Source organism: Flavobacterium sp. SLB02, from assembly GCF_009664855.1.
Lineage (GTDB): Bacteria > Bacteroidota > Bacteroidia > Flavobacteriales > Flavobacteriaceae > Flavobacterium.
Genome location: NZ_CP045928.1, coordinates 5,588,282 through 5,613,320, shown reverse-complemented (window position 1 = coordinate 5,613,320; position 25,039 = coordinate 5,588,282). Strand labels below are relative to the sequence as shown.

Genomic DNA, 25,039 nt, shown 5'->3' with positions numbered 1-25,039 from the left:
TAGAAATTCGGAACAAAAAAAATAAAAACATTAGAATGAAAAATTTACTTCTTTATATTTTACTAACGTTCTCTTTGGCGGTTTCAGCTCAGGAGAAAGATAAGACATTGCCTGATGCCAATGAAGAATATAAGCAGAATAAATTTATTGACGCTGAAGCTAATTACAGAATTTCAGAATCAAAATTTCCAAAACGTGCTACTGCTCCCTATAACCTAGGAAATACTATTTACAGACAAAATCAGGTTTCTGAAGCTAAATTCGCCTACGCGAAAGCCATAAAGAACGCCAAAACAAGACCTGAAAAACATAAAGCTTTTCACAATTTAGGAAATGTCTTAATGAAAGAGAAAGATTATACGCAAGCCGTTGAAGCATATAAAGAAGCTTTACGTAACGATCCTACTGATGATGAAACGCGCTATAATTATGCCTTAGCCAAACAAAAGCTAAAAGAAAATCCTCCTAAAAACGATAAAAACAAGGACAAGAATAAGGATAAGGACAAAGACAAGGATAAAAACAAAGATAAAGACAAGGACAAGGATAAAAATAAAGACAAGGATAAGGACAAAGATAAAAAGGACGACAAAGGCGATAAAGACAAGGATAAAAAAGATGGTAAAGACGATCCTAAGAAAGATGACAAGTCTGACAATAAAGGAGAACCAAAACCACAGCCTGGAGGAATTTCTAAAGACCGCGTTCAGAATTTATTAGATGCCGTAAACAACGAAGAAAAGAAAATTCAGGATAAAGTAAACGCTCAAAAAGCAAAAGGAACCCCTAGAAAAACAGAAAAAGACTGGTAAAACTTAGTTGATTTGTTTAATTGTTAATTTGTTTAATTGTAAACCTGATTAAATAAATTAGCGATTAAACAGTTAATATAAAAACACTGAAAAACAATTAATGAAAAGATATTTAATTCTATTACTATTCACTTTTCAAGGGCTTATGGCTCAAGTTCAATTTGAAGCCAGAGTAAGCAAAAACACGCTCGGACTGAACGAAAGATTCCGTATTGACTTTATCATGAATGTTGATGGAGACAACTTCGATCAGCCTTCATTTGACGGATTTAGAGTTGTAGGCGGACCAAGTCAGCAGGTAAGTCAGTCTTGGGTAAACGGTAGAAGCTCTTTTCAGAAAATATATTCTTATATTTTACAGCCTAATCAAAAAGGAACATTTTCTATCAAACAAGCAGCTATCGAATATAATGGGCAGATTTACAAAACACAGCCTATAAAAATCGTAGTAACAAATGCCGTTGCTCAGGAAAGAGACCCTTACGATAACAGCCGACCACAAGGTCAACAAGGAATTCCAAATGAAACCATAAATCTTGTAGCCGAAATCTCTAAAACAAATCCGTACCTGAATGAACCCATTACAGTGGTTTATAAATTATACTTTAACAACATTAATGTTACTGGTTTTAAAGAATTGGCTAAACCTAAGTATAACGATTTCTGGAACCAGAATATAGACATCAAACAACTGTCTATCGCAGAAGGAACCTTTCAGGGACAAAGATGTTATTACGTAATTCTGAAAAAGACCATTTTATACCCTCAAAAATCAGGAAGATTAACAATCGAACCGCTTTCTCTGGACATTGGTGTAGAATTGCCTTCAAATCGTCGTGATATGTACGGACAAATGATTCTGACAGTTGATAACAGAGTAGTTTCGGCCGGAGCCAAAACTATTAATGTAAAAGCATTACCGGAAGCAACCAAACCGGAAGGCTTTAGCGGAGCTGTTGGTAAATTTAATTTTACTGTTACTCCGTCTAAAACAACACTTAAAAGTGGAGAAAGTCTGGATTTAATCGTGAGTGCTTCAGGAAACGGAAACATGAAATTGTTTACTTTACCAAAACCTGTTGTTCCTAATGCATTAGAAATGTATGATCCGGTTCATGATGAGCAGGTGACGACTTCACTTTCAGGAATGTCAGGAAAAATTACAGATAAGTATTCTATTGTACCGCAATACAAAGGAAAATATGCGATAAAACCAATGCAGTTTTCTTATTTTGATTTGAGTACAGGTTCATATAAAACGATTACTTCTCAGGAAATTATGGTTGATGTATTAGACGGACCAATGCAGGCAGAAGCAAATGCAACTGCAAACGCGTCTAAAAACGTAATTTCTAAAACAGAACAATTCAAATACATCAAACCAAAAACAACATTAGTTGCAATAGCTAAAAATGATTTTTACGGTTCGAATTTGTATTATCTTCTGTTGTTCGCGCCTTTCGTTATCTTGCCAATTATTGTTTTGGCTAAGAAACGAAAAGAAGCCATTGACGGTGACATAACAGGAAACCGTATTAGAATGAACAACAAATTAGCGAAGAAATATTTATCTCAGGCTAAAAAACAACTCAACAATAAAGAGGCATTTTATATTGCTTTAGAAAAAGCAATGCATAATTTCCTTAAAGCAAAACTGCATATCGAAACCTCAGAAATGAGCAAGGATAATATTCAGGAGCTTTTATTGTCGAGAAATGCAAATCCTGAATCGGTTCAGAATTTTATTAATCTGACAGAAAACTGTGAGTTTGCCCGTTATGCTCCGGCATCAAGCGCTTCGATCCAGCAGGATTATGACAAAGCGGTTTTGATCATTTCAGAATTAGAAAAACAAATTGTTTAGTTTAATTTTTTAACCGCAAAGCGCGCTAAGAAAATTGATTTAGCTTTCGTTGAATTAAAGTTCGCAAAGTTGAAAATGTTATTACAAATCAGGAAAATGAAAAACATAGTATATCTTTTTTTATTAATCACGCAGGTTTTCTTTGCTCAAAGCAGCTTTGAAAAAGGAAATGCCTTGTACCAAAAGGGACAATACCAACAAGCTGTTGATGTGTACGAAAGCATTGTTCGAGATGACAAGCAGCACTCTGCAGAGTTATATTTTAACTTAGGAAATGCCTATTACAAACTCAACAAAGTAGCGCCTTCAATCTACAATTACGAGAAAGCATTGGTTTTAAAACCTCACGATCCGGAGACTTTAAACAATTTAAGATTCGCCAAAAAACTCACTATCGACGAGATCAAAGAAATCCCTAAAGTAGGCTTTGCAAAACTGATTCAAAGCTTTACAGGAATTTTCAATTATAATACCTGGGCAAAGATTTCTGTTGCAATTTCATTTGTATTTTTATTGAGTTTTATTGGCTATTATTTCTCTCAGCTTACGCTTTCAAAAAGACTTTATTTTATAGGAATGTTTGTTCTTTTGATCGCTTTGTTACTGAGTGTTTCTGCAGCAATAACAGAAAAAGACCATTTTACAAATGATCGCCCGGCAATTGTTTTTGCCGAACTAAGCGAAGTTCGCAGTGAACCACAAAAAGCAGGCGCAGCCATTATATTATTGCATGAAGGAGCAAAAGTCTACGTTACCGAAACTGTCGGTCAATGGAAAAAAATAGAATTAACAGACGGAACCGAAGGCTGGATTGATGCTTCGACTATTAAGGAAGTGAAGTAAAATTCTAAAAAATAAAAAAATCCCAAATTCCAACTTAGCAACAAACTGGAATTTGTGATTTTTTATATCAATTTACGGCTTTAAACCACATAAGTGATATAAGTAAATTTAAGCTTGATTACAATTAGGTAAATCTTTTATTTATAACAAAAAGTTTCCACTCCAACATATTGTAGAGATGCACCGCACTGCGTCTACGTCTTGCATGTAGACAAACGTTGTGCAGGCACACTGCTGCGCGTCTCTACCATTTTGATTGTTCAAATATTGTATTGAAAAAATTTCTAAAAAGTATAAACCTTTTCAGGCGTAACACAATAATCCAACTTTACATCCGATTCAAAAACATCTTCGATCTGGTTTTCCGCTTCAAAAAAGGAAAGACCGATTTTGATGGTTTCCGGTTTACATTCCGCTAGAAATTTATCATAGAAACCTTTTCCGTAACCAACTCTGTTTCCAAAAACATCAAAACCCAAAAGCGGTATAAAAACCACATCGATAGTTTTTGACGGAACTGGCAAACCATTTACAGGTTCCGGAATATTATATTGGTTTTTTTTGATTTTAGTATTATCTGTTAATAAAAAATGTGACATTTCACGAGTTTCAAAATCACTTTTTGAAACAACAATTTCTTTATCTTTTCCGGAAAGTAAATGCAAAATATATTCTGTATTAACTTCTTTTTGTTCTTCGATCGGGAGAAAAACATGATAATACGTTTTATCCCAAATGGGTAATTGAATTAGATTATTGGCTACAGCCAAACTTTTCTCTTCAAGTTCATCAAGTGAAATTTCTTTTCGGAGATTTTTATAGTGTAAGCGTAATTCCTTTTTATTCTTCTGCATTTTCAGGATTATTATCGGGGCTGTTTTTAGACATATGATAAATCGCATCGCCTTCATAAACTATGGGCGAATGATTGGCGTTGATGACAAAACCATCATGTGGCGCTTTTACTTTCTGTTCAAATTTACCAAACGGATCCGTAATGATGGCCAAAATAGTTCCTTTGGTCACAAATTTTCCAATCAAATTATAATCGTGCAGCAAACCGGAACATTTCGCGCGAAGCCAAACCGAATTTTTAATGTAAATAGATTGTTCCTTCGCATATTCAACGACTTGTTTGGGATCAAGCATATTCAGATAATGCAACAAGCGCTTCACCCCCATTACACCTTCATTAGCAATTACATTATTTATATCTAATGATTTTCCACCTTCAAAAAGCAACATTTTTATATTGGCTCTCTCGCAGGTATTCCTGAAAGAACCGTTGATATTTTTAGAATATAAAGTAAACGGCGCATTAAAAACATCTGCCAGAATTTTCAATTCGGGATTGTTTTCGGTAACTCTAATTTGTGGTGCATTAAATCTACTTGCTCCCCCGGCATGAAAATCGACTGCATAATCTATAATGGGCAAAACCTCGGCCACGATATGATAGGCAAAACGACTCGCCAGCGAACCTTTTTTACTTCCCGGAAATACACGATTCAAATCACGCCCGTCAGGAAACTCGCGGGATTTATTTACAAAACCATACATATTGATAATCGGGATACAAATAATAGTTCCTTTTGCCGGACGATTAATCTTCTTGCTGATGATCTGGCGTACGATTTCAACGCCGTTAATTTCGTCGCCATGAATTCCGGCCGAGAATAAAACTACCGGGCCTTCAATTTTTGATCGGCGCACAATAACGGGAATATTAAGCTTTGTCGTCGTATGCAACCTCGCAATTTCAACATTTATTGTTTTATTTTCTCCAGGCAAAACCGATTCGCCAAAAATAACCAGGGGTGTACTATTTTTCATGTAGAATTATAAAATCTAAATATAGAAATTATTCTTTTGATTTCGTAAATTTGAAACTAAATCAGTGTTAAGCTTTTTTCCGGAATCAAAACAACTTTCGAAAATGCTTTACAGCTACTTCAGAAACAAAACAGAATGCAAAAACCGTCTTTAGATCTTCAAATCCAAACTCTGCCGGACAATCCTGGTGTGTATCAATATTATGATAAAGAGGGAAAGATCTTATATGTTGGAAAAGCCAAAAATTTAAAAAAAAGGGTTTCCTCCTATTTCAATAAAATTCATGACACGGCCAAAACAAATGTATTGGTTCGAAAAATTGTAACTATAAAACACATCGTTGTTCCTACCGAAACCGATGCTCTTTTGCTGGAAAACAATTTAATCAAAACTCTGCAGCCTCGTTACAATGTATTGCTTCGTGATGACAAAAGTTACCCTTGGATTTGTATTAAAAGAGAACCGTTTTCGAGAATATTTTCGACCAGACGAATGGTCAAAGACGGATCAGAATATTTTGGTCCTTATACCAGTTTCAAAACCGTACATACCATTCTGGAATTAATCAAAGAATTATATCCGCTTAGAACTTGTAATTATGATTTAAGCAAATCCAATATTGATTCCGGCAAATTCAAAGTTTGCCTCGAGTATCATATTGGCAATTGCAAAGGTCCTTGCGAAGGTTTAGAACCACTGGAAGAATATCAAAGACAAGTCGATGCGATCCGCGAAATCCTGAAAGGAAATTTCAAAGAAAGTATGAAAGATTTCAAGCGATTGATGAACCAATACGCTCAGGATTTACGTTTTGAGGAAGCGCAGAAAATCAAAGAAAAAATAGAAGTCCTCGAGAATTACCAATCGCGATCTACGATTGTAAACCCGAAGATTACCAATATCGATGTCTTTTCGATCGTGTCTGACGAAAGTGCGGCTTATGTCAACTTTCTTCAAATTTCGCACGGATCGATCATTCGCTCGCATACTTTAGAGATCAAGAAAAAACTGGACGAAACCGATGAAGAGTTGTTAGAACTCGCGATTATCGAACTTCGCGAACGTTTTCAGTTACTTTCAAAAGAAATCATTGTGCCGTTTGAGATGAATCTGGGCGAGAACATCAAAACAACCGTTCCGCAGCTTGGTGATAAAAAACAAATCCTGGATTTATCGATTCGTAACGCCAAGTTTTACAGAATCGAACAGCTCAAACAATTGCAAATTGTAGATCCTGACCGACACACCAATCGTATCATGGCGCAAATGCAAAAAGATTTGCGATTGCCGGTGGAACCCAGACATATAGAATGTTTCGATAACTCGAACATTCAGGGAACAAATCCCGTTGCGGCCTGCGTAGTTTTTAAAGACGGAAAAGCCAGCAAAAAAGATTATCGCCATTTTAATGTAAAAACTGTCGAAGGGCCTGACGATTTTGCTTCGATGACCGAAATTGTCTATCGTCGTTACAAAAGATTATTAGACGAAAACCAACCTTTACCGCAATTAATCATTATCGACGGTGGAAAAGGACAACTTTCTGCTGCCTTAAAAAGTATTGATGCTTTAGAATTACGCGGAAAAATCGCCATTATCGGAATCGCAAAACGTCTCGAAGAATTATTTTATCCCGGAGATTCTATCCCATTATATCTGGATAAAAAATCCGAAACATTAAAAGTAATTCAGCAATTACGAAACGAAGCGCATCGATTCGGGATCACCTTTCACCGTGATAAACGAAGTAAAGCAGCCCTGAATTCCTCTGTAGAAAGCATTCCGGGCATTGGCGAAAAAACCATGCTAACGTTAATACAACATTTCAAAAGTGTTAAAAGATTGAAACTGGCCACCGAAAAAGAAATATCTGATGTCGTAGGAGTATCAAAAGCCAAAAAAATTGTCGACTTTTACAAAACCAACTAGTTATTTTTTATGCGCCCAATCCAGCTGTCCATTTCAAATACTCGGTCAAAACGATTTTTTTCTATTGCAAAAAAAGGAGCTTCTAAAGTCGCTCTTTTTTTACAGGAAAAAATATCGTTTTGCCTCTCGCAGTTTTCCATTTCCATCTGGGGCGGACAGTTGTTGTTTTTCACGCTTTTATTCTGCAATACACAAAACTCTTTTTCACAAGAAAACAGCGAAAAAGCCAAACAAGACGAAGCCAAAAGACCAAAAATAGGTTTGGTTTTAAGTGGCGGAGGCGCGAAAGGATTTGCACACATCGGAGTTTTAAAAGTCCTGGAAGAAGCCGGAATCAAAATCGATTATATTGGCGGAACCAGCATGGGATCTATTATCGGAGGACTTTATGCTTCCGGTTACAACGCCACTCAAATTGATTCTATTTTTAAAAGAACTAATTTCGACGAATTGATTAACGACTATATTCCGCGTTCATCAAAAAACTTTTACGGTAAAAAAAATGACGAATTATATGCCATCGTTTTACCATTCAGCAATTTTAGAGTCGGTATTCCAGAGGCACTTTCAAAAGGAATGTACAATTATAATTTACTAAGCAGTCTTACCCGAAACGTGCGTCATGTACGTGACTTCAATAAACTCCCAACCCCGTTTTTATGTATTGGTACCAATATCGAAACCGGCGAAGAGGTTTTATTAAACAAAGGAAATCTGGTTCAGGCCATGATGGCGAGTGCCGCTTTTCCATCGTTATTTACTCCAGTAGAAATCGACGGCAATTTATTGGTCGATGGCGGTGTAGTAAACAATTATCCTATTCAGGAAGTTCGCAATCTTGGCGCTGATATTATCATTGGTGTCGATGTTCAGGACGATTTAATGAAACGAAAAAACCTGAAAAACGCTACCCGAATATTAGTTCAGATTACCAATCTGCAGTCGATTGACAAAATGAAAAACAAAATAAAAGACACTGATGTTTATATCAAACCGGACATTCGTGATTATGGCGTTATTTCATTTGACAAAGGCGAACAAATCATCAGAAAAGGTGAAGAAGCCGCTTTTGCCGTTTACGAAAAAATCAAAACATTGGTAAACGAAGACAATTTTTATAAAAAACCAAAACTAAAAATTGCTACCGATACCATCCAAATAGAAAAAATAAACAGTGATAAACTAGACAATTATACCAGAGAGTACATTCGCGGAAAACTTCGTTTCAAACCTGGAAGTACCATTACATACGATGACCTTAAAACAGGAATCAACAACTTAAATGCTACTCAAAACTTTAGCGCGATCTCTTATTGCCTGCAACCAGACGGCACAAAAGATGACCTTGATTTGGTTTTAAAAGAAAATCCAACACAAACCTACCTTAAACTTGGGCTGCATTATGACGGATTGTACAAAAGTGCTATTCTATTAAATCTTACTCATAAAAAAACATTTCTAAAAAATGATGTAACATCGCTGGACATTATCCTTGGCGACAATTTCAGGTATGATTTAAACTATTATGTCGAAAATGGTTTCAATATCAGCTTTGGATTTCGCTCAAGAATGAATCAGTTTAATCGAAATGTAACTACAAGCATTAGTAATTTGTTTGCTCAAAATTCAAATGTAAATTTGATTAATGTCGATTTTTTAGACATTACCAATCAGGCTTATTTTCAGACCATCTTTGTACAAAAGTTTTTAATGGGTGGCGGTCTGGAATATAAATACCTAAAAATAGACTCACCAACTCTTTCTAACACAGAAAATACTATCGAGAAAAGTAATTATTTCAGTCTCTTTGGATATTTAAAATACGATTCATTCGATAATAAATATTTCCCTCATACTGGTTTATATTTTTCCGGAGAGTTACAAACCTATTTGGCATCATCAGATTATACCAAACAATTCAAGCCTTTCTCGATTGCAAAAGCCGAGATCGCTATCGCGAGAACTTTATTCAGGAAAGCCACCATTAAAATTGGAGCCGATGCAGGATTTAATATTGGCAGTGACAGCGTTCCGTTTTTCGATTTTATACTAGGAGGTTTTGGCTACAGCAAAATCAACAACTTCAATTATTTTTACGGATACGACTTTCTAAGTATTGCCGGAAATAGTTTTATAAAGGCAGACATTAATTTAGATTACGAAATTCTAAAAAAGAATCATATTAACTTTACAGCCAATTTCGCCAACTTAGGAGATGACATTTTTACTAGTGTCGACTGGGTTTCTATGCCTAAATATTCAGGATATGCTGTAGGTTATGGATTGGAAACAATTATTGGCCCTATCGAAATCAAACAATCATGGTCTCCCCAAATGTCAAAAAGTTTTACATGGTTTAGTATCGGATTTCAATTCTAATGCATTTTACTCAAAAACATTAACCCAATAAAGATTGATATTTTATACTTAAAAATATTTTTAATGTTTTTTTAGCGTTAATAATTGACACAATATATAATTTAAATCAATAAAAATTACGACATTTGTTATAATGAAAACAAAATGGACAGGTTTATTAGAGTATCTTCAATTCCTTATCAAGAGAAATCCTGAGTAAAACTACCGAATTGAGATAATTAGTCAATGGCAGCATTGAGCTAATTATCTGTTCACACAATTCAAATTTTTCGAATTATCTAATTTACAATTATCTAATAGAAAAGCCATGCCATTATATCATAAACTCGGAAACTTTCCTCAAAAAAGACACACCCAATTCGAAAAACCCAACGGAGGTTTATACTACGAACAATTATTTGGTACCGAAGGTTTTCACGGACATTCGTCATTATCATATCATGTTCACAGACCAACTCAGGTCAAAGAAATTTTAAACTCCTATTCGGTTGAGCCCAAAATTGCCATTGGAAAAAATATAAAATCATTACTTTTTAAAGGCTTCGAATTGAAACCAGAGAACGATTTTCTGGATAGCCGCAAAGCCATGTTAGTCAACAAGGACTGCATCATTGGTTTGGCTGCTCCAAAAGAATCGCTTCGAAACTATTTCTATAAAAATGCCGATGCCGATGAAATGCTTTTCATCCATAAGGGAAAAGGAAAACTAAGAACCATGTTAGGAAATATTCCTTTTGAATATGGCGATTATCTTATTATTCCAAGAGGCATTATTTACCAAATCGATTTCGAAACTACAGAAAATAGACTTTTTTACGTAGAATCTTATTCTCCTTTTTACACCCCAAAACGTTATAAAAACCAATCAGGTCAACATTTAGAGCATTCGCCATTTTGCGAACGCGATTTTATTTTGCCTAATGAATTAGAAACGCATGACGAAAAAGGTGATTTTTTAATTAAAATCAAAAAAGAAGGAATGATTCACGAAGTAGTTTACGCCACACATCCTTTTGACGTTGTGGGTTGGGACGGTTACAATTTCCCATACGGATTCTCGATTCATAATTTCGAACCTATAACCGGACGTGTTCACCAACCGCCTCCGGTACACCAAACTTTTGAAACGGCCACTTTTGTCGTTTGTTCCTTCTGCCCAAGACTTTACGATTATCACCCAAAAGCAATTCCGGCGCCATACAATCACAGCAATATAGATTCTGACGAAGTACTGTATTATGTAGATGGTGATTTTATGAGCCGTAATAATATTGAGCAGGGTCATATCACTTTACACCCAAAAGGAATTCCGCATGGTCCCGCACCAGGCGCAATGGAGCGTAGCATTGGCCATAAAGAAACCCACGAATTAGCCGTTATGGTTGATACTTTCAGACCACTTATGGTAACTGAAGAAGCGATGGGATTAGATGATGGGCAATACTATAAATCCTGGACTGAATAATTAGCGAATCGATTTAACCGCAAAGTCCGCAAAGGATTTTACGCAAAGTTCACAAAGATTTCCTAGCTAAGTTTTATCAAAACAAGTTCGCAAAGCTTTGCGTTCTTTACGATTTCAAAAAATATTACTGATAAAATTCTAAGCAAACTTTGCGGTAAAAAAAACAAATCTTAAAAAACATTTCGGCACATCAAATAAACGATTTACCGATTAAACAAATAAACACAATGAGTAAAGAAGTAAAATCAGTAGAATACGGATTAGAAAAAATCTTCGAAGGAGCACAAGACTTCCTTCCATTATTAGGAACCGATTATGTAGAATTCTATGTAGGAAATGCAAAACAATCTGCACATTATTACAAAACCGCTTTCGGATATCAGTCTTTGGCTTATGCCGGATTAGAAACCGGAGTAAGAGACAAAGCCTCTTATGTTTTGAAACAAGATAAAATCAGAATTGTTTTAACAACACCTTTAACACAAGATTCTCCAATTCACGAACACCTAAAAAAACATGGCGACGGTGTAAAAGTTGCTGCTCTTTGGGTTGAAGATGCCAGAAGTGCGTACGAAGAAACCATGAAACGCGGCGCTCGTTCTTTTATGGAACCAACCGTAGAATCAGATGAATTTGGAGAAGTGGTTCGTTCAGGAATCTACACTTACGGAGAAACCGTTCATATTTTCGTAGAGAGAAAAAACTACAACGGTGTTTTTCTTCCGGGCTACAAAGAATGGAAATCTGATTACAACCCGGAACCAACAGGTTTAAAATATATTGATCATATGGTTGGTAATGTGGGATGGAACGAAATGAATACCTGGGTAAAATTCTACGAAGAAGTAATGGGGTTTGTAAATTTCTTATCATTTGATGACAAGCAAATCACCACAGAATATTCAGCATTAATGAGTAAGGTAATGTCTAACGGAAACGGAAGAATTAAATTCCCTATTAATGAACCGGCCGAAGGAAAGAAAAAATCACAAATCGAAGAATATTTGGATTTCTATGGAGGTCCAGGAATTCAGCATATCGCCATTGCAACCGATGATATTATTAAAACCGTATCACAATTAAGAGCACGCGGAGTTGAATTTTTATCTGCTCCTCCTCATACCTATTACCAGGCAATTCCTGAAAGATTAGGAGTTCATATGGATATGATGAAAGAAGATATTAACGAAATTGAAAAATTAGCCATTATGGTCGATGCCGATGAAGATGGTTACTTATTACAAATATTTACGAAGCCAGTTCAGGACAGACCGACGCTTTTTTTCGAAATTATTCAACGAATGGGAGCAAAAGGATTTGGCGCAGGGAACTTTAAAGCCCTTTTTGAGTCGATTGAAAGAGAACAAGAATTGAGAGGAACATTATAAAATCGTAATATTTTTGCATTAAACAGCATAATTCTCTGCAAAGTGATGCTTTTTATGCAAATGTTATGTTAAACTCACCTTTTGCTATTTATTTTTTGAATTTTCTACATATCTTTGCACTCGCAAATCAAGAAGGGGTGGTTTCCTTCTGAATTGATATAAATTTCATAATTTATAGTTTTTTGGTTAGTTAATAGCATAAAAACTCAGTCATTCCTTGACTGAGTTTTTTTGTTTTGGTACATTTGGAATAGAATTTGCATTTCTTTATCTTTATAATGAAATGTAAAAATTGTACTATGAAAAAAATAATCCTACTCATATTAATTCTCACTACACTAAGTTTCGATTCTGCAAGGGAAGATGCTTTCGATACTGGAGAATACTTTAAATTCCGAATTCATTACGGAATTGTAAATGCCGGCTATGCTACCCTCGAAGTAAAAGATGCCACGATAAACAACAAAAAAGTGTTTCATGCTGTGGGTAAAGGCTTTACAACCGGAATGTCGAAATTTTTCTTTAAAGTCGAAGATTTATACGAAAGTTACTTCGATAAACAAACCGGAAGCCCTTATCGTTATGTTCGAAAAATCAACGAAGGCGGTTACACAAAAGATCAGGAAGGCTTTTTTAATCAAAACGAAAACAGGATTTTAGTTAAAGACTACAAACGCAAAACCGAAAAAACAATTGTTATAACCGATAATGTTCAGGACATCATCTCCTCTTTTTACTACTTAAGAAATCATCCCAATATTGATAAACTTAAATCAGGTGAATCAATTACAATTGACATGTTTTTTGATGATGAAATCACAAAATTTAAGTTAAAATATGTAGGTCGTCAAGATATTACAACTAAATTTGGAACCGTTTCTACAATGATGTTTAAACCTTTGGTGCAAACAGGAAGGGTTTTTAAGGAAAAAGAAAGCGTAACGCTCTGGATAACAGATGACGACAATAAAGTTCCAATTAGAATAAAAGCAGAACTTGCCGTTGGATCACTAAAAGCAGATCTCGACGAATATAAGGGATTAAAAAATCCATTTAAAGTAAAAAAATAATGAATACCACAGATAATGCTGAATCAATTCTAAAAGAAATTGACTTAAAATTCCAGGCTATAAACCAAAAAACTGAAGTTCAGTTAGAAGGATTGCTTTGGTCAAAACCAATTACTTATTGGGATTACATTCAGACTGATGCGCTGCTGAATTTACAAATACAACGCACCACACTTCCTGACGAAATGGTTTTTATCATGTATCATCAGGTAAATGAATTAATTTTTAAAATGATTTTGTGGGAAATCGATCAAATTGCCGACACACAAAATATTCAGGTTGATTTTTTTAGCGAAAGATTGTCCAGAATTACGCGTTATTTCGATATGCTGACCAATTCTTTCAGCATCATGGAAAACGGAATGGACGTTGACCAATATATGAAATTCAGAAATACGCTAACTCCGGCAAGTGGTTTTCAAAGCGCACAATACAGATTGATTGAATTTGCTTCGACTGACGTTATCAATTTAACCGATCGCAGGTACAAAGCAAACTTTGATGAAAATACAGATTTAGAAACCAGCTTTGAACATCTCTACTGGCAAGCTGCGGGAAAAGATTATCATACAGGAGAAAAATCATACTTACTTAACGAGTTTGAAAAAAAATATAAGGATCAATTTCTAAAACAAATAGCTACGTTTAAAAACAAAAATATTTGGCAGAAATTCACACAACTTCCACTAGAAGATCAGCAAAATCAAGAATTAATTGATGCAATGCGTCATTATGATAAAACAGTGAATATCACCTGGGTTATGCAGCATTTAAACACAGCAAGAAAATATATTTTAGAAAGCGGAAAAGGCAATGGTGAAGCCACAGGAGGAAGTGACTGGCAAAAATATATGCATCCAAAATACCAAAGACGCATCTTTTTTCCTAAATTGTGGACCGAAGAAGAATTGTCTAATTGGGGAACTGAAACCACAGTTTAATTTCCAAAAAAATAAATAAGTTTGAAAAAAGTATTCGTAATTATAATCCTATTATTTTCAATAATTTCATGTAATAAAACCGCTGAAAAAGTTGAAATTAAAATTACAAAACCAAAAACTAAGAAAGTCGAATTTGGTTTTAATTACGCCGATTTTAATGTTCTTCAAGACACTATAAAAAAAGGAGATTCTTTTGGATCTATCATTCAACGTCAAAATATTGGCGACAAAAAAGTCTACGATGTCGTAGAGCAAATAAAAGATTCTTTTAATGTAAGAACGATTCGATACAATAAACCTTACACTATTCTTCGATCAAAAAATAAAACCAACAAACTTGAGCTTTTTATATATCAGCCGGACGCACTATCCTATTATGTAATTGATTTTCGTGATAGCATTGCAAAAGCTTACAAAAAAGTAAAACCCGTTACACTTAAACGTAAAATTATTGGTGGCGTTTTAAAAAGTTCGCTATCTGAAACTTTAGGCAACGAAAGTGTAGAAACAGCGCTAGCCAGCAGAATTACAAAAGTATTCTCCTGGTCTATTGACTTCTTTAAACTAAAAAAAGGAGATCGTTACGGATTAATTTTTACCGAACGCTTTATAAACGGCAAAACCTACGACGGAGTTGAAGATCTTGAAGCGGCATTTTTTGAATATAAAGGTAAAATCATTTATGCATTCCCTTTTGAGAAAGATACCCTTTCAGGAAAAGTAGAATATTATGACGATCAGGGTAGAACGTTGAAAAACTTTTTCCTGAAAACACCAATCAAATTTAGCCGAATCACTTCAAGGTTTACCGCAAACAGATTCCACCCTGTACAACACACCTGGAAAGCGCACAAAGGAACAGATTATGCTGCTCCAACAGGAACGCCAATTTCGACAACAGCAGCAGGAGTTGTAGAAGCCACGGGATATACAGCAGGAAACGGGAACTTTGTAAAAGTAAAACACAACGGAACCTACTCGACTCAGTATTTACACATGTCCAGAATTTTAGTAAAACGAGGACAAAGAGTTACGCAAGGACAAACCATAGGATTAGTAGGAAGCACAGGATTGGCGACCGGACCTCACGTTTGTTATCGCTTCTGGAAAAACGGAGTTCAGGTTGATGCTCTTCGACTGAATTTACCAACCGGCGAATCTTTGACAGGAAATGACAGAACACGTTTCATGAAACAAATCGAACCTTTGAAAAGAGAATTGGATAGTATTGGTAATTTGTAAGTTTTTATTAAAATCTCAATTTTAAAAATATCGAAAACATGAAAAACGCTCGTCTTAAAGCAATTTACAATGAAACTTTTTCAGGTTTAAAACTTTTTTACAGAGACACCACTTTATCTGACACCCTAATTTCGAATTACAAAGTTGGACAAATCATTCAGGAAAAAGGATTTACTGACATGAGTTCTTTGGGCGGTGGACTTTCCGGAAATTTAAGATATTTAATAGCGAGCGCTCATCCTAAGGATTTATCGAAATTCAATCCAGATTCAGTAAAAAATGGTCACTTTCTCTTAGACTCTATTGCTTATTTTAAAGTATTGGACATTTATAAAATCGAAAACAAAACACAGGTTTTTCTTTTAAACATTCCGGACAATTCCTTAACGCTTCTTAAAAATTCAACTTCAAACTTAGAGGAAGAAATTATAGAAAAAGCGCAAAAAAAATTTTCAGACAAAATCAATTTGCCTTTAGTTCCGGAACTACAAACCGAAAACTGGAAAGAAAGAACTAGATCCCCCATTGGAATAGATGAAAATGGCCAACTATTTTTTGATGATTCTAAAATTAAAACAGAAGAAATAAAAAGAATAGAAATTGATATTGCCCGAAAAACAATTGAAGTCAATAAAAAGCCATGGTGGAAGATTTGGTAAAGGTTAGCTAAAAACAACATTTTACTAAATTTATTAATTAATGAAACGAACTTTATTAATACTCTCTTCAACAATACTTTTAGGATGCTCTAATCCACACGCTTTTATATTGAATGACACAACGAAAAATAAATATTTCGTCTTAGAATTAGTCAACCAAGCCTTTGAAGAAAATCAAATTGACAAATCGCCTTTAATTGTAATAAACGGAATTCCTTTCAAATACGACAAAAAACAAGATACTATATTACTACCTCTCAAAAAATCAGATATTTTAACTTTAGACTTTTTAAACAAAAACAGTAGTCGTATCATTTATAATGAAAAAGAAAATGATGGCGCGATTATAATAATGACAAGAATAAAAAACAAATAACTTCATAAATCGTTTTCGTAACTATTTGTTATATAATTGTGAACCTTAAAGCTATTAAAAGTAATTTCAGTATTTTTGTTTTTTATAACCACATTCTCAATTAAACAAAAAAAATGGCTTTAAACACAACAAACCCAACCGGGACTGAAGCGTGGAAAAATCTGCAAAACCACTATAACGCAATTCACGAAACTACGATACAAGAATTATTTCAACAGGATAATGCCCGTGTTGAAAAATTCAATATACAATGGAATGACTTTTTAGTTGATTATTCTAAAAACAATATCAGCCAGGAAACTGTTTCTCTTTTATTAGAATTGGCCAACTCAATTGGATTAAAAGAAGCGATCGCCCAATATTTTGGAGGAGAAATCATCAATCAAACAGAAAATCGTGCTGTTTTACATACAGCATTACGTGCTCCGGAATCGGCAGTTATAAAAGTTGACGGAGAAAATGTAATTCCTGAAGTTTACGAAGTAAAAAATAAAATCAAACAATTCAGTCACGAAGTAATATCCGGAGAAAGAAAAGGATATACCGGAAAAGCTTTTACTGATGTTGTAAATATTGGCATTGGAGGTTCTGACCTTGGTCCGGTTATGGCAGTTGAAGCATTGCAATTTTACAAAAATCATTTAAACCTTCACTTTGTTTCAAATGTTGATGGGGATCACGTAAACGAAGTCATCAAAAAATTAAATCCTGAAACAACATTATTTTTAATTGTTTCTAAAACTTTTACTACTCAGGAAACTTTATCAAATTCTGAAACGATCAAAGAATGGTTTTTGAAATCGGCTTCTCAGGAAGATATTGCAAAACATTTCGTTGCTGTTTCAACTAATATTCAAAAAGTAACTGAATTTGGAATCGATCCTGACAATGTTTTCCCAATGTGGGACTGGGTTGGAGGAAGATTCTCTTTATGGAGCGCTGTTGGATTAAGCATTAGTTTGGCAATTGGTTTTGATAATTATAATGATTTATTGAAAGGTGCCAACGAAATGGACGAGCATTTTAAATCGGCTGAATTTGACGAAAACATTCCTGTAATTCTGGCTTTGTTAAGTGTTTGGTATAATAATTTCTTTGGAGCAGAAAGCGAAGCTTTGATTCCTTATACTCAATATTTACAAAAATTAGCCCCATATTTGCAACAGGCCACTATGGAAAGCAACGGAAAAAGTGTTGGCCGTGACGGAAAACCTGTAAACTATCAAACCGGAACTATTATCTGGGGAGAACCGGGAACAAATTCTCAACATGCCTTTTTTCAATTAATTCACCAGGGAACAAAATTAATCCCAACTGATTTTATTGGATTCGTAAAACCATTATACAGAAACGAAGATCATCATGATAAACTGATGTCGAACTTTTTTGCTCAGACAGAAGCTTTATTAAACGGAAAAACGGCAGCACAAGTTCAGGCTGAATTTGACAAGCAAGGACTTTCTGCAGAAAAAGCATCGTATTTATTACCATTCAAAGTTTTTACAGGAAACAAACCAACCAATACAATCTTAATTCAAAAATTAACTCCTAAATCTTTAGGTTCGTTAATTGCTTTATACGAGCACAAGATTTTTGTTCAGGGTGTTATTTGGAATATTTTTAGTTTTGATCAGTGGGGAGTAGAATTAGGAAAGCAATTAGCGAACTCTATTTTAGATGAAATTAACACTAAAACCGTAAAAAATCACGATAGTTCAACTTCATTTTTGTTAAATCACTTTTTGAAGAACAAATAGAACCCGAATAAAAAATTCACAACAAACTGAAACGCCTTAATTTAAGAAAAATTAAGGCGTTTTTTCGTATAAATACCACCCAAAACACCCCTAAAACACTGATTATTGCAAGTTTAGCACTACAAGACCATGAGAATCATTACGATTTTAACAAAATACTATCCTAAAAAATCAAAAAAACGTTATTTTATTTAAGAAAAAAAGAAAAAATCATTTTAATGCGCAACAGATTAGATAAAACTTATTTTTCTTAACATTTTGATAACACTATCTGATTTAATTGTTATAATTTTGCCAAAAACAATAAACTAATAACAAATGAAGACAATGAAAAATTGGTTACTCACTGGACTATTGTTCATGATAGTTTCAACCGCATTTTCTCAAGGAAAAATTACAGGTATGATTACCGACGGAGTTGGATCATTACCGGGAGCAAACGTAGTGATCAAAGGATCTACGACTGCAACTTCTACAGATTTTGACGGTAAATTTACTTTGAATGCAACAACAAGTACAGGAGAAATCGTTATTTCTTTTTTAGGTTACGAAAACAAAACTGTAAAATTTTCAGTTTCTGGCGGTTCTACAAACTTAGGAACAATCGTTTTAACTTCTAACTCAAACGAATTAAGCGAAATTGTTGTAAAAAGTACAGTTGTCGATATTGCAAAGGACAGAAAAACTCCTGTAGCAGTTTCTACAATTAAAGCTGCTGAAATTCAGGAAAAATTAGGAACTCAGGAATTTCCGGAGATCTTAAGAAACACTCCTTCAGTATATGTTACTAAATCAGGTGGTGGTTTTGGAGATGCAAGAATCAACATTCGTGGATTCAACCAAAACAACATCGCTGTAATGATCAACGGTATGCCAGTTAACGACATGGAAAATGGTTCTGTTTACTGGAGTAACTGGGCTGGATTATCAGAAGTTGCTTCTGCTATTCAGGTACAAAGAGGTTTAGGAGCTTCTAAACTTGCAACTCCTTCAGTTGGGGGAACAATTAACATTGTAACTAAAGCTTCAGACAGAAAAGAAGGTGGATCTTTCTCTTCAGGTTTCGGAAACGCAAGAAACTTTAAAATTCAAGGTTCATACAGTACTGGAAAATTAGATAATGGTCTTTCTGCTTCTATCTTATTGTCTCAAACAATGGGAGATGGATACATTCAGGGAACTCAATTTGAAGGTTCTAACTATTATGTAGCTTTAGGATATGCTACAAAAAACAACAAGCATGACTTTCAACTTACAGTAACTGGAGCACCACAATGGCACAACCAAAGATCTACTACTCCTACGATTGCTACTTACCTAAAATATGGTACAAATGGCGATCCAAATACAAGATATAATGCTGATGCAGGATATTTGAATGGTGAACAATACAACATCAGAAAAAACTACTACCACAAACCGGTTGCATCTGTTAACTGGGATTATAAAATCAACGAAACTACAAAACTTTCTACTGTTCTTTATGCGTCTATGGGTCGTGGAGCCGGAGCAAGTGCTGGTGGTGGTGTTGGTGGATCAACATACAACGGATCAGTTTTCTTAAATGCAGACGGATCTGTTAATTACGACAAAATCCAAGCATGGAACAACGGTACTGGACAAGTTTTCTTTAACGGAGCAAACAGAACAAGAACTCCAGTTGCGGGTGTTGGTTTTCAAAACAGTTCTTCAACAGGAAGAACAGGACAAGGAACAACTGCTTCTCCTTATGTTTACAATACCACTTCAGGTATCTCACAAACTTCTTCTATCAACTCTCATGACTGGTTTGGAGCTGTTATCAACTTAAATAAAAAATTAAGCAATACCTTAACTTTAGATTTTGGTATCGATGCAAGAACTTACACAGGATATCACTTTACAGTAGTAAATGATTTATTGGGTGCAGATGCATTTTATGACAACAACATTGCAAGTTTAAAACCAACAGGAAGAAATCTTACATCAACTTACGGTACAGATGTTCAATGGAACGTTTTTGATAAAAAAAACTACGACAAAATATCTTTTAACAGTACTGGAAAAGTTAAATGGTATGGTCTGTTTACACAATTAGAATACTCTAAAGATAACTTAACTGCATTTGTTCAGGGAGCAATTTCAGAGCAAGGATTCAAAAGAGAAGATAATTTTGTTTACTTACCAACAGATCCATTATCATCTACTGATTACAAAAACATCTTAGGTGGAAACGTAAAAGCTGGAGCAAACTACAACCTTGATGAGAAAAACAATGTTTATGTAAACGCAGGTTACTACTCAAGACAACCGTTCTTTAACTCAGTTTATCCTAACAACAGATCAACTGTAAACCCTAACCTAACTAACGAGAAAATCCTTGGTTTTGAAGCTGGATATGGTTTCCGTACAAGAACATTTACTGCTACAGTAAATCTTTACAATACTACATGGAACGACAGATACTTGAAAGGTAACGCTCTTCCAAGTGACAATAATACTTACACAGAATACGTAGGTCTTAACGAAGTACACTCTGGATTTGAGTTAGAAGCAAGTTCTAACATAACAGAAAGATTGAAACTTAATGCTATGTTCTCTTACGGAATTTGGGAATACAAAGGAAACGCTACTGTTAATGCTTACTACCAAGTAGACAACACAGCAGTACCAGGATTCTCTGGAATTCCAGTATACATGGACAAAGTAAAAGTTGGTGATGCTGCTCAAATGACGGCTTCGTTAGGCGCTGCTTACGAAATCTTAACAAGAGTTACTATTGATGCTAACTACAACTTTAACGATAAGTTATACGCTGGATTGAGCCCAATTAACTTTTCATCTCCTGACAACAAAGGAGCATTAGAGTTGCCTTCTTACGGATTAGTAGATGCTGGTTTCTCATACAAAATGTTAACTGGTAAAAACAAAGACAAATCTGTAAACTTCAGATTAAACGTAAACAACCTTTTTGATAAAGTTTACATTGCGGAATCAAGAACTAACATTTTTTCTGATGACAACGTAAGTACAACAAATGCTGCTTTAGGAACTTATGCTTCTAACAACAGACTTTACAAAGGTTTAGCTGACGCTAACCAAGTTTACTTCGGATTTGGAAGAACATGGAACTTTACACTACGTTACGATTTCTAATATTTAGAATCTAAATAAATACCAAAAAACGGCGTTGACTTTTAGTCTAATGCCGTTTTTTTTATGCCTTTTTTGCTATATTTGTTTTAACAAAAAAATTAATTTATGTACCATTTTCTACAAAAATTCCATTCTGGCTGGGCTTATTTAGCACTTTTGCTTTTATTAATTGCAGTTGTAAATGCCATTATTGGAGTAACTTCAAAGAAAGATTTTACAGCTAAGGATCGTAAAATTGCATTGTTTGCCTTAATCGGAACTCACACTCAATTATTGATTGGAATAATACTTTATTTTGTTTCTCCTTTAGGAAAAGCAGCTTTCGGGCAAATGTCTAATGCAGAACTAAGATTAACTTCACTAGAACATCCATTAATCAATCTTATTGCTATCATTTTGATCACTATTGGATGGTCGAAACATAAAAAATTAATTAATAGCGAAGCTAAATTTAAAACTTTTGCTATTTATTACGGATTAGGATTATTGCTTATATTAAGTAGAATCCCATGGAACCTTTGGTTCTAAAAACCAATTAAAGCCCTAAAATAATAGGGCTTTTTTTATCTCGGCATATTATTTGTACAAACTCCCCAAGTCTGAAAAAAAATAACCCATGAGAAGTAAAAAAAACATTATACTTACCAGCCTTACAATAACTTTTTTAAGCTGTTTTACTTATGTCATAAGTCAAACAAAACCAGCAACAGAACCTAAACCTAAAACCTCGCAGGATACGGTAAAAATGGTAAAACCCGATATACTTGCCATCCCAACCGATTCTGTTTTTACTGATAAAGGTTTAAAGCTAAAACCTTATAAAAAAAATGCTCACGCCTCTTACTACGCTGACCGTTTTAACGGAAAAAAAACAGCAAGCGGAGCCCGATTTAGTAATAGTAAATATACTGCAGCGCATAAAAAACTGCCATTTGGCACCAGAATAAAAGTAACAAATGAAGCTAACGGAAAATTTGTCATCGTTAAAGTAACAGATCGCGGACCGTTTGTGAGAACAAGAGAACTTGATTTATCTAAAAGGGCTTTTATGGAAATCACCAAGAGCAAAGGAAGTGGCGCAATGAAAGTAACAATAGAAACTATAGTGGAATAATGAAATATTCGATATTCAAACCCGACAGGTTTTAAAATCCTGTCGGGTTTTCTATTTTAAATAATAATAGAAGTGCATCTAAAGCTTAAACAAACTTTCTAATACTCATGATAATTCCGCTATGGATTCCTTCATGATAATTATTAAAATCTAAAGCTCCATCGATATTTTTGAGCGTAAAGCCTAAGCTTGTGGTGTATTCATTGTAATTTACAAACAGGTTATTTGCAAAATCCTGTTCGGTTTGATGCAAAGTTGTAGAAAGTAAGATTCTGATTTCATCAACTTCAACTTGTGAAACATCACCTTCTGGTTTGGTTCCTTTTTTGTATCGTGCAATAAATTCATCTGAAGCCATGGTTGGCAAACCTGACAATTTATAGATTAAAACCTGTTGCGAGGAAATGCAATGGGCAATATTCCAGATCAGGTTATTGCTAAATCCTTGCGGAATTTTATTTAATTGTTCTAATGAATGATGATCTAAAACCTTTAGAAGAATTTCCCTAATGGTTTTCTGTACTTCAAAAACTGAGTTCATAATTTTATTTTTTTTCTAAAATTAGGCATTTTTCAGTTTTAAATGAATTTTCTTTGTAGTCTCTTAAATTTAAAAAACATGAATAAAATATATTATTTGGCTTCTTGCGATACGTGTCGCAAAATCATCAAAAGCTTACCAAAGGACAATAATCTGGTTTTTCATGATATCAAACAAAACCCAATTACAGAGGCAGAACTGGAAAAAATGTACAAGCTTGCCGGAAGCTACGAGGCTTTGTTTAGCAAGAAAGCCCAATTGTACAAATCGATGGATTTAAAGAATAAATCGTTGACTGAGGATGATTATAAAAAATACATTTTAGAACATTATACTTTTTTAAGTCGTCCGGTTTTTATTATTGATGAAAAGATTTATATTGGTAATACACAACCTGTAACATTGCAGGTTCAGAAAGCTTTAGAACAATAATAACTTTAAAGCTGTAATGAATACTAGTTTGGGTTGGGGATAGAAGCGGAAATCCTTTTTTTGAGCTTTTTCTGCTCAAAAAAAGATTCAAGCGGATAGCCCGGCCGGAGGAAACGCCCAAATTAAAATTCTGGTTATAAAAAAGTTAGCCACGAATTTAATTATTGTGAATTCAGTGTTTTTCTTTTGCCACAAATTAAAATGATTTTATAGATTTTACCAATCTTTGAGAATCTTTTTAATCTGTGGCAACTTTTAAGCTCAACAAATAATTGGTTCAAATTCGTGAAATTCGTGGCGAAAAAATCTTAATCTAATAACGGTTTTAACAGATTAGTTATTTACAACCCAAGACTGCAAAGTTTTATTTATCTTTGCGCCTTTATACTCAATTATATGATACAATCTATGACAGGGTTTGGCAAAGCTTCTTTGCAATTGCCTACAAAAAAAATTACCGTTGAAGTAAAATCCTTAAATAGTAAAGGTTTAGATTTAAACGTAAGAATGCCGTCGCTTTATCGCGAAATGGAATTAGGTTTAAGGACTTTGATCTCTACAAAACTAGAAAGAGGAAAGATTGATTTCGGGATTTACATTGAAAGTACTTCTGAACAAACTTCGACTAAAGTAAATGTACCTGTTGTAAAAAACTACATTGCTCAGCTTAGAGAAGTTTATCCTGATGCTGACGAAACTGAATTGATGAAAATGGCGGTTCGTATGCCTGATACGCTAAAAACGGAACGTGAGGAAATCGATGAAAACGATTGGGAACAAATTCAGGTGATTATTGACGAAGCGCTGCAAAATATCTTAACTTTTAGAAAAGACGAAGGCGAATCTCTTGAAAAAGAATTCAACTTAAGAATTGGAAATATCCGCCAGTATATGAACGACGCTTTGGCTCTTGATCCAGAACGTGTTCAGGCTATCAAAGATCGTTTGCAAACTGCAATAGCTGAATTGAAAGTGAATGTTGATGAAAATCGTTTCGAACAGGAATTGATTTATTATCTGGAAAAACTGGATATTACGGAGGAAAAAGTGCGTTTGACAAATCATTTAGATTATTTCTTAGAAACTATAAAAGGTACTGAAGCGAATGGTCGTAAATTAGGTTTTATAACTCAGGAAATGGGTCGCGAGATCAATACTATGGGCTCTAAATCGAATCATGCGCAAATGCAAAAGTTGGTGGTGATGATGAAGGATGAACTGGAGAAGATCAAGGAACAGGTATTAAATGTACTTTAAAT

Annotated in this window: 21 protein-coding genes; 18 read left to right on the top strand and 3 right to left on the bottom strand. The window is 34.5% G+C overall.

Annotated elements, in window-relative coordinates; genetic code table 11:
- Nucleotides 1-35 precede the first annotated feature (35 nt).
- From GIY83_RS21270 to GIY83_RS21260, 3 genes are all read left to right on the top strand, one after another.
- Nucleotides 36-812: a tetratricopeptide repeat protein gene (locus GIY83_RS21270; protein WP_208683343.1), complete on the top strand. Its 777-nt coding sequence runs from the start codon at nucleotides 36-38 to the stop codon at nucleotides 810-812.
- A gap of 100 nt (nucleotides 813-912) precedes the next feature.
- Nucleotides 913-2,676, top strand: a complete 1,764-nt coding sequence (locus GIY83_RS21265; RefSeq protein WP_208683341.1) for a BatD family protein — start codon at nucleotides 913-915, stop codon at nucleotides 2,674-2,676.
- A gap of 96 nt (nucleotides 2,677-2,772) precedes the next feature.
- Nucleotides 2,773-3,519, top strand: a complete 747-nt coding sequence (locus GIY83_RS21260) for a tetratricopeptide repeat protein (RefSeq protein ID WP_194617325.1) — start codon at nucleotides 2,773-2,775, stop codon at nucleotides 3,517-3,519.
- 284 nt (nucleotides 3,520-3,803) lie between these two features.
- Here the strand turns inward: GIY83_RS21260 and GIY83_RS21255 are convergent, their stop codons facing one another.
- Nucleotides 3,804-4,373 carry a 5-formyltetrahydrofolate cyclo-ligase gene (locus GIY83_RS21255; protein WP_208683339.1) on the bottom strand — a complete coding sequence of 190 codons (570 nt, stop codon included), beginning with the start codon at nucleotides 4,371-4,373 and terminating at the stop codon, nucleotides 3,804-3,806.
- Nucleotides 4,360-5,352, bottom strand: coding sequence for a succinylglutamate desuccinylase/aspartoacylase family protein (locus GIY83_RS21250; RefSeq protein WP_194617323.1), 993 nt, complete (start codon nucleotides 5,350-5,352; stop codon nucleotides 4,360-4,362). Before GIY83_RS21250 ends, GIY83_RS21255 begins: the two co-directional genes overlap by 14 nt.
- Nucleotides 5,353-5,487: 135 nt before the next feature.
- Between GIY83_RS21250 and uvrC the strand changes: the two genes are divergently transcribed.
- The 13 genes from uvrC to GIY83_RS21185 all read left to right on the top strand — a co-directional run bounded on the left by uvrC (nucleotide 5,488) and on the right by GIY83_RS21185 (nucleotide 22,807).
- On the top strand, nucleotides 5,488-7,281 hold the full coding sequence (gene uvrC / locus GIY83_RS21245) for an excinuclease ABC subunit UvrC (RefSeq protein ID WP_194617322.1): 1,794 nt from the start codon (nucleotides 5,488-5,490) through the stop codon (nucleotides 7,279-7,281).
- A gap of 9 nt (nucleotides 7,282-7,290) precedes the next feature.
- Complete coding sequence (locus GIY83_RS21240) at nucleotides 7,291-9,660, top strand: patatin-like phospholipase family protein (RefSeq protein WP_208683337.1); 2,370 nt, start codon at nucleotides 7,291-7,293, stop codon at nucleotides 9,658-9,660.
- A 307-nt stretch (nucleotides 9,661-9,967) separates the two neighbouring features.
- Nucleotides 9,968-11,125, top strand: a complete 1,158-nt coding sequence (locus GIY83_RS21235) for a homogentisate 1,2-dioxygenase (protein ID WP_194617320.1) — start codon at nucleotides 9,968-9,970, stop codon at nucleotides 11,123-11,125.
- A 227-nt stretch (nucleotides 11,126-11,352) separates the two neighbouring features.
- The gene (hppD, locus tag GIY83_RS21230; RefSeq protein WP_208683328.1) at nucleotides 11,353-12,513 is read left to right on the top strand and encodes a 4-hydroxyphenylpyruvate dioxygenase; all 1,161 of its coding nucleotides are present in this window, start codon (nucleotides 11,353-11,355) and stop codon (nucleotides 12,511-12,513) included.
- A 299-nt stretch (nucleotides 12,514-12,812) separates the two neighbouring features.
- Nucleotides 12,813-13,583 (top strand): DUF3108 domain-containing protein, encoded by a 771-nt coding sequence (locus GIY83_RS21225; protein WP_194617318.1) that lies wholly within the window; start codon nucleotides 12,813-12,815, stop codon nucleotides 13,581-13,583.
- A complete protein-coding gene (locus tag GIY83_RS21220) occupies nucleotides 13,583-14,524 on the top strand; it encodes a tryptophan 2,3-dioxygenase family protein (RefSeq protein ID WP_194617317.1) in 942 nt (313 codons plus the stop codon). Before GIY83_RS21225 ends, GIY83_RS21220 begins: the two co-directional genes overlap by 1 nt.
- Before the next feature lie 21 nt (nucleotides 14,525-14,545).
- Nucleotides 14,546-15,766, top strand: coding sequence for a peptidoglycan DD-metalloendopeptidase family protein (locus tag GIY83_RS21215; RefSeq protein ID WP_208683326.1), 1,221 nt, complete (start codon nucleotides 14,546-14,548; stop codon nucleotides 15,764-15,766).
- Nucleotides 15,767-15,804: 38 nt separating this feature from the next.
- Entirely contained in the window at nucleotides 15,805-16,425 is a 621-nt protein-coding gene (locus GIY83_RS21210; RefSeq protein WP_208683324.1) for a hypothetical protein, read from the top strand.
- 40 nt (nucleotides 16,426-16,465) lie between these two features.
- Entirely contained in the window at nucleotides 16,466-16,801 is a 336-nt protein-coding gene (locus GIY83_RS21205) for a hypothetical protein (RefSeq protein ID WP_208683322.1), read from the top strand.
- Between the two features lie 113 nt (nucleotides 16,802-16,914).
- A complete protein-coding gene (gene pgi, locus GIY83_RS21200; protein ID WP_208683320.1) occupies nucleotides 16,915-18,558 on the top strand; it encodes a glucose-6-phosphate isomerase in 1,644 nt (547 codons plus the stop codon).
- A gap of 318 nt (nucleotides 18,559-18,876) precedes the next feature.
- Complete coding sequence (locus GIY83_RS21195; protein WP_208683318.1) at nucleotides 18,877-21,693, top strand: TonB-dependent receptor; 2,817 nt, start codon at nucleotides 18,877-18,879, stop codon at nucleotides 21,691-21,693.
- A gap of 105 nt (nucleotides 21,694-21,798) precedes the next feature.
- Complete coding sequence (locus tag GIY83_RS21190) at nucleotides 21,799-22,221, top strand: hypothetical protein (RefSeq protein ID WP_194617311.1); 423 nt, start codon at nucleotides 21,799-21,801, stop codon at nucleotides 22,219-22,221.
- Between the two features lie 88 nt (nucleotides 22,222-22,309).
- Complete coding sequence (locus tag GIY83_RS21185) at nucleotides 22,310-22,807, top strand: septal ring lytic transglycosylase RlpA family protein (RefSeq protein WP_194617310.1); 498 nt, start codon at nucleotides 22,310-22,312, stop codon at nucleotides 22,805-22,807.
- An 85-nt stretch (nucleotides 22,808-22,892) separates the two neighbouring features.
- Here GIY83_RS21185 and GIY83_RS21180 read toward each other — a convergent pair whose 3' ends face one another.
- Entirely contained in the window at nucleotides 22,893-23,348 is a 456-nt protein-coding gene (locus GIY83_RS21180) for a DinB family protein (protein WP_208683317.1), read from the bottom strand.
- Between the two features lie 78 nt (nucleotides 23,349-23,426).
- Between GIY83_RS21180 and GIY83_RS21175 the strand changes: the two genes are divergently transcribed.
- Together GIY83_RS21175 and GIY83_RS21170 are read left to right on the top strand one after the other, a co-directional pair.
- Nucleotides 23,427-23,780: an arsenate reductase family protein gene (locus GIY83_RS21175; RefSeq protein WP_208683316.1), complete on the top strand. Its 354-nt coding sequence runs from the start codon at nucleotides 23,427-23,429 to the stop codon at nucleotides 23,778-23,780.
- A gap of 396 nt (nucleotides 23,781-24,176) precedes the next feature.
- Nucleotides 24,177-25,037, top strand: a complete 861-nt coding sequence (locus GIY83_RS21170; protein ID WP_194617307.1) for a YicC/YloC family endoribonuclease — start codon at nucleotides 24,177-24,179, stop codon at nucleotides 25,035-25,037.
- The last annotated feature ends 2 nt before the right edge of the window (nucleotides 25,038-25,039 follow it).

Bases quoted from the DNA above. Each gene is read 5' to 3' on its own strand.
- GIY83_RS21270 (WP_208683343.1), top strand. From the start codon at position 36: ATGAAAAATTTACTTCTTTATATTTTACTAACGTTCTCTTTGGCGGTT.
- GIY83_RS21265 (WP_208683341.1), top strand. From the start codon at position 913: ATGAAAAGATATTTAATTCTATTACTATTCACTTTTCAAGGGCTTATG.
- GIY83_RS21260 (WP_194617325.1), top strand. From the start codon at position 2,773: ATGAAAAACATAGTATATCTTTTTTTATTAATCACGCAGGTTTTCTTT.
- GIY83_RS21255 (WP_208683339.1), bottom strand. From the start codon at position 4,373: ATGCAGAAGAATAAAAAGGAATTACGCTTACACTATAAAAATCTCCGA.
- GIY83_RS21250 (WP_194617323.1), bottom strand. From the start codon at position 5,352: ATGAAAAATAGTACACCCCTGGTTATTTTTGGCGAATCGGTTTTGCCT.
- uvrC (WP_194617322.1), top strand. From the start codon at position 5,488: ATGCAAAAACCGTCTTTAGATCTTCAAATCCAAACTCTGCCGGACAAT.
- GIY83_RS21240 (WP_208683337.1), top strand. From the start codon at position 7,291: ATGCGCCCAATCCAGCTGTCCATTTCAAATACTCGGTCAAAACGATTT.
- GIY83_RS21235 (WP_194617320.1), top strand. From the start codon at position 9,968: ATGCCATTATATCATAAACTCGGAAACTTTCCTCAAAAAAGACACACC.
- hppD (WP_208683328.1), top strand. From the start codon at position 11,353: ATGAGTAAAGAAGTAAAATCAGTAGAATACGGATTAGAAAAAATCTTC.
- GIY83_RS21225 (WP_194617318.1), top strand. From the start codon at position 12,813: ATGAAAAAAATAATCCTACTCATATTAATTCTCACTACACTAAGTTTC.
- GIY83_RS21220 (WP_194617317.1), top strand. From the start codon at position 13,583: ATGAATACCACAGATAATGCTGAATCAATTCTAAAAGAAATTGACTTA.
- GIY83_RS21210 (WP_208683324.1), top strand. From the start codon at position 15,805: ATGAAAAACGCTCGTCTTAAAGCAATTTACAATGAAACTTTTTCAGGT.
- GIY83_RS21205 (WP_208683322.1), top strand. From the start codon at position 16,466: ATGAAACGAACTTTATTAATACTCTCTTCAACAATACTTTTAGGATGC.
- pgi (WP_208683320.1), top strand. From the start codon at position 16,915: ATGGCTTTAAACACAACAAACCCAACCGGGACTGAAGCGTGGAAAAAT.
- GIY83_RS21195 (WP_208683318.1), top strand. From the start codon at position 18,877: ATGAAGACAATGAAAAATTGGTTACTCACTGGACTATTGTTCATGATA.
- GIY83_RS21190 (WP_194617311.1), top strand. From the start codon at position 21,799: ATGTACCATTTTCTACAAAAATTCCATTCTGGCTGGGCTTATTTAGCA.
- GIY83_RS21185 (WP_194617310.1), top strand. From the start codon at position 22,310: ATGAGAAGTAAAAAAAACATTATACTTACCAGCCTTACAATAACTTTT.
- GIY83_RS21180 (WP_208683317.1), bottom strand. From the start codon at position 23,348: ATGAACTCAGTTTTTGAAGTACAGAAAACCATTAGGGAAATTCTTCTA.
- GIY83_RS21175 (WP_208683316.1), top strand. From the start codon at position 23,427: ATGAATAAAATATATTATTTGGCTTCTTGCGATACGTGTCGCAAAATC.
- GIY83_RS21170 (WP_194617307.1), top strand. From the start codon at position 24,177: ATGATACAATCTATGACAGGGTTTGGCAAAGCTTCTTTGCAATTGCCT.